Origin of the sequence: Bacteroides sp. RTP31139st1_H2_RTP31139_211217, from assembly GCF_040227615.1 — a bacterium.
Classification (GTDB): Bacteria; Bacteroidota; Bacteroidia; order Bacteroidales; family Bacteroidaceae; genus Bacteroides; species Bacteroides uniformis.
In genome coordinates this window covers 29315-37723 of the sequence record NZ_JBCNZM010000035.1, presented here as the reverse complement: position 1 = coordinate 37723, position 8409 = coordinate 29315, and the positions used below count along the sequence as shown (strand labels likewise).

Genomic DNA, 8409 nt, shown 5'->3' with positions numbered 1-8409 from the left:
GGTTTTGAAGCGGATAAAGTCCGTTTCATTCTCTTGTATGAAGGCCTGGAACTCCGTCGCATTGTGTTTGCGTGCAAAGGAGTCCGGGTCGTCACCATCGGGCAGGAGGCAGACTTTGACGTTCATGCCTTCTTCCAGCAACATATCAATACCTCGGATAGAGGCCTTTATACCGGCAGCGTCACCGTCGTAGAGCACTGTCATATTGTTGGTGAAACGATGAATCATCCGGATTTGTCCGGATGTCAATGCTGTGCCCGAAGAGGCAACCACATTCTCTATGCCCGATTGGTGCATGGAAATGACGTCTGTATAACCTTCGACCAGAAAACAACGGTCTTGTTTCACAATGGCTTGTTTGGCAAAATATATGCCGTACAGTTCATTGCTTTTATGGTAAATCTCCGATTCAGGCGAGTTGACGTACTTCACCTTGACGCCTTTGGTGGCGCCGGCAAGCACACGTCCCCCAAAAGCCACCACCTTGCCGGAGAGAGTGTGTACCGGAAAGATGACGCGCCCCCAGAAGCGGTCTCGCAGTCGGTGGTCGTCCGTCTCGTAGCAGAGGCCGGTCTTGACAAGATAATCCTTTTTATAGCCTTTCTTCAAAGCTTCCTGGGCAAGGGCATCGTGGCTCTCGGTACAATAGCCCAACTGGAACTTCTCGATGATGTCATCCCGGAAGCCGCGGCTGCGGAAATAGGCCATGCCGATACTCCGTCCGTCTACGTGGTTCTTTAGGATATTCTGGAAGTAGTCACGGGCAAAGTTGTTCACAATGAAGAGGCTTTCCCGTTCACCCTGTGCTATCTTCTCCTCGCTGGATAGTTCGCGTTCTTTGATTTCAATGCCGTATTTTTTTGCGAGATATTTCAGCGCCTCGGGATAAGACATCTGTTCGTGCTCCATGATGAAATGCACTGCATTTCCTCCTTTTCCGCAGGCAAAACACTTGCAGAGCCCTTTGGCGGGGGATACATAGAAGGAAGGGGTTTTGTCATCGTGGAAAGGGCACAGACCTACATAGTTCACACCGCGTTTGCGCAGGGTGACAAAGTCTGATACGACATCGTATATCTGTGCGGCATCAAGTATGCGGTCTATGGTGGGTTGGTCTATCATTGTCTCTTTTCTAACTTGTGCAAAAGTACATGATATTTCTTGGATAATCAAAAAATATCATATAGGAAAGAGCAGACCGGAACTCTACATCATCATAAAATTCCCGTGGATTGTATAGTCGAGTTTTTCTTTCAATCTTTGTATGTCAACCGGCTTGGACATATATCCGTTAAAGCCATTCTGCATAATCTTTTCTTTGTCCGAAGCAAAGGAGTATGCCGTTACTGCAATGATAGGTACCGTTTTGGATACTTTACGTATTTCGCGAGTAGCTTCATATCCATCCATTTTAGGCATATTGATGTCCATGATGACCACATGCGGATGAAACTTCTGATGGAGTTCCACGGCTTCCTCCCCATCCCAAGCATGAACCAACTCATAATCTTTCTGTAGGATAGACTTGAACAGCATATAGTTGCTTTCGTTGTCCTCTGCTATCAGGATTATAGGCTTTTCCTTGCTTCTCTCGTTCAGAAGAGGCATTAAAGTTAGATTATTTTCCTTTTGGGCCTCTTTCGGTTTATAAGGTATTGTAAACCAGAAAGTACTTCCTTTACCTTCTCCTTCGGATTCTACTCCGATGCGTCCTTTCATTTTTGTGACAATGTTTTTGCATATTGAGAGCCCTAATCCCGTTCCTTGTATAAAGGTGTTTACTTTGGTAAACCGTTCAAATATTTTCTTCTGATTCTCTAGTGATATGCCTATGCCCGTATCTTTTACGTAGAAATAGAGTTCTTCTCCACGGATTTTGTATCCAAACATAATCTCACCTTTCTCTGTGAATTTTGCAGCGTTGACCAGCAGGTTGATGAGGACTTGAGAGAGACGGTTATGTTCTGTCTGTACATAACAAACTGGTACTTCAGGAACGAATTGTAGGGCAACACCTGTTTGCAGTCTGCCTCGTACAGTGTTTTCCACATCTTTTGCCAACTGATTTAAGTCGACATTCTGATAATTGAATTCCAGTGTATTTGCTTCTATTTTTGAAAGATCCAGGATGTCACTTACCAGTTGCAATAGCAACTGGTTGTTGGTTTCTATGATACTGATGAACTCTTTGCGTTCGGTTTCGTTTTCGGTTGCAGTCAGCAGGCTGGAGAATCCTACGATGGCATTCAAGGGGGTACGTATCTCGTGGCTCATATTGGCTAGAAATGCAGATTTCAGCCGGTCGGATTCTTGGGCTTTTTCTCGTGCTCGGATAAGCGCTTCTTCTTGCCTCTTGCGTTCTGTTATCAGTAAAAGGGAGCCGACAAGCGATATTGGATAGCCGTTCTTGTCGCGCTGGTCAATTACTGCGTTGGTTTCCATCCAATCTGTTATTTTTCGCCCTTCTACTTCGGTGATGATACGATATTCTTCTTTGATATGCTGCAACTTGCCTGAAATGAGATTTTCATGTACATGGTGCATACGTTCGAAGTCTTCCGGGTGTATCTTTCGGAAATATTCTGACGCCTTGATAATATCTACTTGGACTGTAGAGTTCTTCTCCTTTGTAAAGTTCATGTGGTCTAATATCTTTTGTGCTTCGCAATAAATCAGACCCTCCTTTAAATCCCAGCGCCATGGTATGATGCGTGCTATGCCCAATGTCATTTCCAGTTTTTTATTAATCTCTCGCAATGTGTTTTCGGCATCTTTGCGCGCTGTAATATCTACGGCAAAGACATCCAAAGTGTGTTTTTGGGATGCCGGGCAAAGAATGAATTCGTAAAAGCTGTTTGTTTGTTTGAAGTAATGAGTAAATGTTACCGTTTGCTTTTCTTGGAATACCATTTCCATGAAATGTGTCAGGTGCTCTATTTGGGAGAAGGCATTTTTTTGTGAACCATCGGTAGTTGGCGTAAACTGGTCGTTGAAAATAATATTGCCGCATCGATAGCTCATATCTGCTATCTGTCCCGTTTTGTCGAAGAAAACCTCTATTTGAGTATAAGATATCGGCATATTACGTAAAAGGGTATCATGGGCACTTAGCAAGGTGATTTTCTTTTGCTGGAACCGGTAAATGACTAAAGCTATGATAAGTAGTGAGAGTATCAACACTACTCCGCAAATAATCCACCATTGATACTTCTGCCAGAATGTAAGCGGTTTATTGATGAATACCGAGTCTTTAGGACAGAGTGTGGTGTCCAGACCGTCCATCTGCAGTTGCTGGTAGTTGATGAAGGGATAGGATTTCTTGCTATATGTAAATGGGATATTCCGTGCATCCTCTCCTGCAAATATCTGTTTGAGGGCTGAAGAAAGCGCGTTTTGCACTTCCATGCGGTCATAGAAATATCCTCCCGCAAACCCCTCTTTACCCACATAGGCATTCCTTAATGCAAATACGGGTTGAGGCGATGATGCAACTAACTGAAAGTCTCCACTGATGAGTGTAGGAAAACCGAGTAGATTCTTACGCTCGTAAAACCATGTGGAAAATAGCATACCCGTCTCCGGTTCATCATTTAGCAGATATGCCTGTAATTCGTTTTGGTTTCTTTCATTACCTATTAAGCGTTCATAGTGGAGGTTTGGATACTTTGACGTTATATAGGCATGAATAAGCCGGTCCAAGTCTTGGTTATGATAGAGTTCATCTGCTGCGAATACAATCGTTTTCATTTTTGGCAGCATCTGTACCATCATGTCGATGGTCTCTTTGTACATATACGGCGTTTCGATAAAAGTAAAGTTGTATTGCGGCTGCAGGTCAACCAGAGGAGATGTGATGGCATTGGAAATGTGTATAGGACGTCCGGTGAAATAATATTCCCGTGGAGCATACGTGTCTTCGTTGCCGATCAATACTATTGGAATATTTCCCCACTCACTCAAAATACGTTCCCTTAAAGTAAAAGCCATGTTGCCGAGAAGTACAAGATAATCGGGTTTCTTATCCTGGAAACGTTCGAAAATGCCATTCTCCATCCGGATATACAATGAGTCATTACGAATGAACGTCCCGTTCATGTGTACTACATCGGCTGTGATGTCCTCTATAGGAGATGTTTGCAGCAGGATGGGAGTTATAAGTTCTTGGCTCCAGGGTGCGCTTTCATTGTACGAGTTTATAATAAGTAATCTGCGGTGTTTGCCGACTATGGTTGCTGTGGCAAAAGCCGAACTTAAATATAAAAAAAGGAAACATAAATTGATTATGCATCTTTTATCTAGAAAAATTTTCATAACCTGATTTTTCAAGTAGTATATTGTCTAATGGCAATTTAATTGCCACGTGTTATTTATACAAAAATAATACAAATGTATTTTAATCGTAAAATATAGTTGCTAAAATTAAAAATAATTAACGGCGTCTTTTTATTCTATACACTGGAAGTTTAATGTAATTATTATTTTATATATCTGTTTTGTGTTGTCTAGCAAGTGAGTACAAGGGTGAGAGGAGATAGAAAAGGAAGTTGGCAGATTGTAATAAAAAGATAAAAAGGATATTTTCATCTTGAAAAAAGTGATATTTTTGCACCCGCTTTTGAAAATGGTACCGGAGACATTTTTTTGTCTTTTAGTGTCAACTGTTAGGATTTCCGGTGATTCATGCACCTCTTCAAAGGGCTACTTCGACGGATAGCCTGAGGTGGTGACTGTCTTTTTCATCCGGGGTGTTTAGTTGGGATAAAAGTGTGTACCTTGGCATCGAGGCACACACTTGTTGATTGTTTATCTAATCTTTTCCCTGATTTTAGTCAGATACTTCTTCATGCCTTCTGCATCCTTATTGCTGATGATTTCCAGCAGGTTCTTCAGTTCCAGGCGGATGTTCTCCACTTGTGAGGGGGTGCGCGGATTGAAGAGAATTTCCTGGAGCAGGTAGTCGTCTTCACTCAGCAGGCCTTTGGCAATGGCCATGTGCTTTTTGAAGGTGGTGCCCGGAGCTTCCTGGTGTTTCATTACCGCTGCAAACACGAAAGTGGATACAAACGGAATGGATAAGGAGTATGCCACAGTCTCATCATGCTCGTCGAAGGTATATTCAAAGATGTTCAGCTTCATGGTCTGGTAGAGGTCCTTGAAGAAGATTTTCCCCAAGTGGTCGCCTTCGCTGATGATGATGGCATTCTCCGTATTCAGATTGTTGAGGCTGGCAAAAGTGGGACCGAACATAGGATGCGTCGACACGTAGCGGAAGCCGCTTTCATCGTAGAATTTCTTCAATCCGGTCTTTACCGAAGCGATGTCGCTGATAATGCAGTCTTTGGGCAGTACAGGCAGCACTTGGCGGAAAGCGTCCAGCGTGTATTTCACCGTAACGGCATTGATGACCAGCTCCGGCTCGAAGTCCTTGATTTCTTCCAGTGTGGTGAAGCGGTAGGTGTTGTAGACAAAACGCAGTTGGTGCGGATTGACGTCGAACACAGCCGTCTCATGCTGGAAACTCAGGATGTCTGTGAAGAAAGAGCCCATTTTCCCGGCTCCAAGTATTAATATTCTCATGATGTTTAATGTGCCAATTACTTATTTATAATTTCCATCTGCTGTCTTACACTCTCTTCGTGTATCGCCTCAAATACCTTTTTGATGAATTCAGCATCCATGCCACACAATGCGCCTTGCGAGCCGCGTTTCTCGAGGATTTCGTTGTAGCGTCCGGTTTGCAGGATGGTCATGTCATGCTCTTTTTTGTATGTACCGATTTCACGTGCCACACGCATCCGTTTGGCCAGCTCCTGAATAAGATTGTTGTCGCATTCGTCTATCTGCTTGCGCAATTCGCTGAGGTTCTCGGTGCTTTGTGTTTCCTTGCGGATGACCAGCAGGTTGAGGATGTAATCCAGCACATCCGGGGTGACTTGCTGGGCTGCATCGCTCCAGGCACAGTCCGGGTTGCAGTGGCTCTCGATAATCAGTCCGTTGAAGCCCAAATCCATAGCTTGCTGGCAGAGTGGAGCAACCAGTTCGCGCTTTCCACCTATGTGGCTGGGGTCACAGATAATAGGAAGGTTGGGAATTCGGCGGCGCAGCTCAATGGGGATATGCCATTGGGGCAAGTTACGGTAGAGCTTTTTGTCATAGCTGCTGAATCCGCGGTGGATGGCACCCAGGCGTTTCAAGCCTGCATTGTTGATACGTTCCAAAGCTCCAATCCACAGCTCCAGGTCAGGATTTACCGGATTCTTCACCAGTACCGGGATATCTACGCCTTTCAGTGCATCGGCAATTTCCTGTACGGCGAAAGGATTGGCGGTGGTACGTGCACCTACCCAAAGAAGGTCAATTCCGGCTTTCAGGCATTCGTATACATGTTTGGCGGTAGCAACTTCTGTTGAAACGTACATGCCGGTTTCTTTCTTTACCTCCTTCAGCCATGCAAGGCCGTCTACGCCTACTCCTTCGAAGCCGCCCGGTTTGGTGCGCGGTTTCCAGATGCCGGCACGGAATAGCTTGAGGCCTTTGTCTGCCAATTGTTTGGCGGTGCTCATTACTTGTTCTTCGGTTTCGGCACTGCAGGGGCCGGCTATTACCATAGGGCGTTTGTCTTCAACACCAGGTAATGTGATAGGTTCTAATTCGAGTTCCATATTCTTTATTTGTTTAATAATATTCTTTAATTATGCTTTTTCTTCCTTGTGACGTTTCCCCCCCTTTCAGAAGACCTTCTGAGCAAGGTCCCGGAGATTTAGTAAAACGTCGGAGAAGATTTACTAAATCGTTCCTCCCGTTTTAGTAAATCTCCGGTGGAGTTTTAGTAAACGGGATTCCGGCTTTAGGGTGTTCATCTCTTACTTGTAAGCATTTATTTCATGTCCTTGATACGCTTCAATGCTTCTGCCAGTTTATTGTCCTTACAGCAGAGGGAGATGCGGATATACCGTTTCCCGTTACTTCCGAAGATAAATCCGGGAGTAATGAACACTCTGGCTTTATGCAGCACGTGTTCAGTCAGTTCTTCCACGTCTGTACAGCTGTCGGGTATCTTGCCCCAGAGGAACATGCCTACCTGGTTTTCGTCGTAGGTGCAACCCAGGGTATGCATGATTTCTCCTGCCAACTGACGGCGGTTGCGGTAATTCGCGTTGTTGCCGTCATACCAGTCTTGCTCTGCTTCCAGGGCAGTGGCGGCTGCCAGTTGCATGGCACGGAACATACCGCTGTCGATGTTGCTCTTTACTTTCAATATCCATTGCACGAAGTCGGCATTCGAGGCAAGCATGCCGATACGCCATCCCGGCATGTTGTGGCTTTTGCTCATGGAATTGAATTCTATGCAGCACTCTTTGGCACCCGGAATGCTGAGGATGCTGATGGGATGTTCGTTCAGGATGAAACTGTAGGGGTTGTCGTTTACGATGACGATGTCCTTGCGGCGTGCGAAGTCCACCAGTTTCCGGTACAGTTCCGGTGTTGCGTTCGCCCCGGTGGGCATATTGGGATAGTTGGTCCACATCAGTTTTACACGGCTCATGTCCATCCGTTCCAGCTCGTCGAAGTCGGGCATCCAGCCGTTTTCTTCTTTCAAGTTATAGTTCACGACCTCGGCACCCAGAATCTTGCTTAATGAAGTATAGGTGGGATAGCCGGGATTGGGAACCAATACTTGTTCACCGGGGTTGACAAAGGCCAGCGTCACGTGCAGGATGCCTTCTTTGGAGCCGATGAGCGGTTGTATCTCTGTGTTGGGATTCAATGCTACACCGTACCATTTTTTGTACCAGTCCGCAAAACCGCGGCGCAGTTCGGGGATACCTACGTAGGGCATGTAACCATGTCCGTCCGGATTGCAGGCAGCTTCGCAAAGTGTCCGGATTGTCTTTTCGGAAGGCGGCATGTCGGGGCTTCCGATTCCCAGGCTGATGACATCCATTCCTTCGGCATTCATTTGTGCCACTTCTTTCAGCTTCTTCGAGAAGTAGTATTCGCTTACGCTTGCCAGGCGGTCGGCAGGCTTTATTCTACACGTTTGATTTTCCATCTTCATATTCTCCTAATATTTTCAGTTCTTTGGTCAGCGGTGTGATGGCCGCAATGGATTGTTTATATCTCAGTACATTGTCGAAGACGACATCTACGTAAAACTGGTATTCCCATTCACGCCCGATGATGGGCAGTGATTGTATCTTGGTCAGGTTGATGCGGTAGAAAGACAAAATAGACAATACCTGGGAAAGGCTTCCTTCAGTATGGGGAAGTGTGAATACCATGCTTGCCTTGTTGACGTCCTTGCTGCGATGCCGGTTCAGTTCATCTACTTGCCAAGGGTCGGCTACGACCAGGAAACGGGTGAAGTTATGTTTGTTGGTTTCGATACCTTCCTGCAGGACCTTCATG

5 protein-coding genes and 1 pseudogene are annotated in these 8409 nt (G+C 45.4%); all 6 read right to left on the bottom strand.

Translation table 11 applies throughout. From position 1 onward, the window contains the following. Window positions 1–1122, bottom strand: a 1122-nt coding sequence (gene dnaG, locus ABUA47_RS08085) for a DNA primase (protein ID WP_349831514.1), incomplete at its 3' end; no start/stop codon positions are given. Between the two features lie 84 nt (window positions 1123–1206). Further along, a complete protein-coding gene (locus tag ABUA47_RS08080) occupies window positions 1207–4311 on the bottom strand; it encodes a response regulator (RefSeq protein WP_022401361.1) in 3105 nt (1034 codons plus the stop codon). 492 nt (window positions 4312–4803) lie between these two features. After that, window positions 4804–5577: a prephenate dehydrogenase gene (locus ABUA47_RS08075; protein WP_005829995.1), complete on the bottom strand. Its 774-nt coding sequence runs from the start codon at window positions 5575–5577 to the stop codon at window positions 4804–4806. Between the two features lie 17 nt (window positions 5578–5594). After that, on the bottom strand, window positions 5595–6662 hold the full coding sequence (locus tag ABUA47_RS08070) for a bifunctional 3-deoxy-7-phosphoheptulonate synthase/chorismate mutase type II (protein WP_005829998.1): 1068 nt from the start codon (window positions 6660–6662) through the stop codon (window positions 5595–5597). A gap of 215 nt (window positions 6663–6877) precedes the next feature. After that, a complete protein-coding gene (locus ABUA47_RS08065; RefSeq protein ID WP_022401362.1) occupies window positions 6878–8059 on the bottom strand; it encodes a pyridoxal phosphate-dependent aminotransferase in 1182 nt (393 codons plus the stop codon). Continuing rightward, a pseudogene (locus ABUA47_RS08060) lies at window positions 8034–8409 on the bottom strand (prephenate dehydratase); the annotation flags it as partial. The pseudogene ABUA47_RS08060 and the gene ABUA47_RS08065, both read right to left, overlap by 26 nt.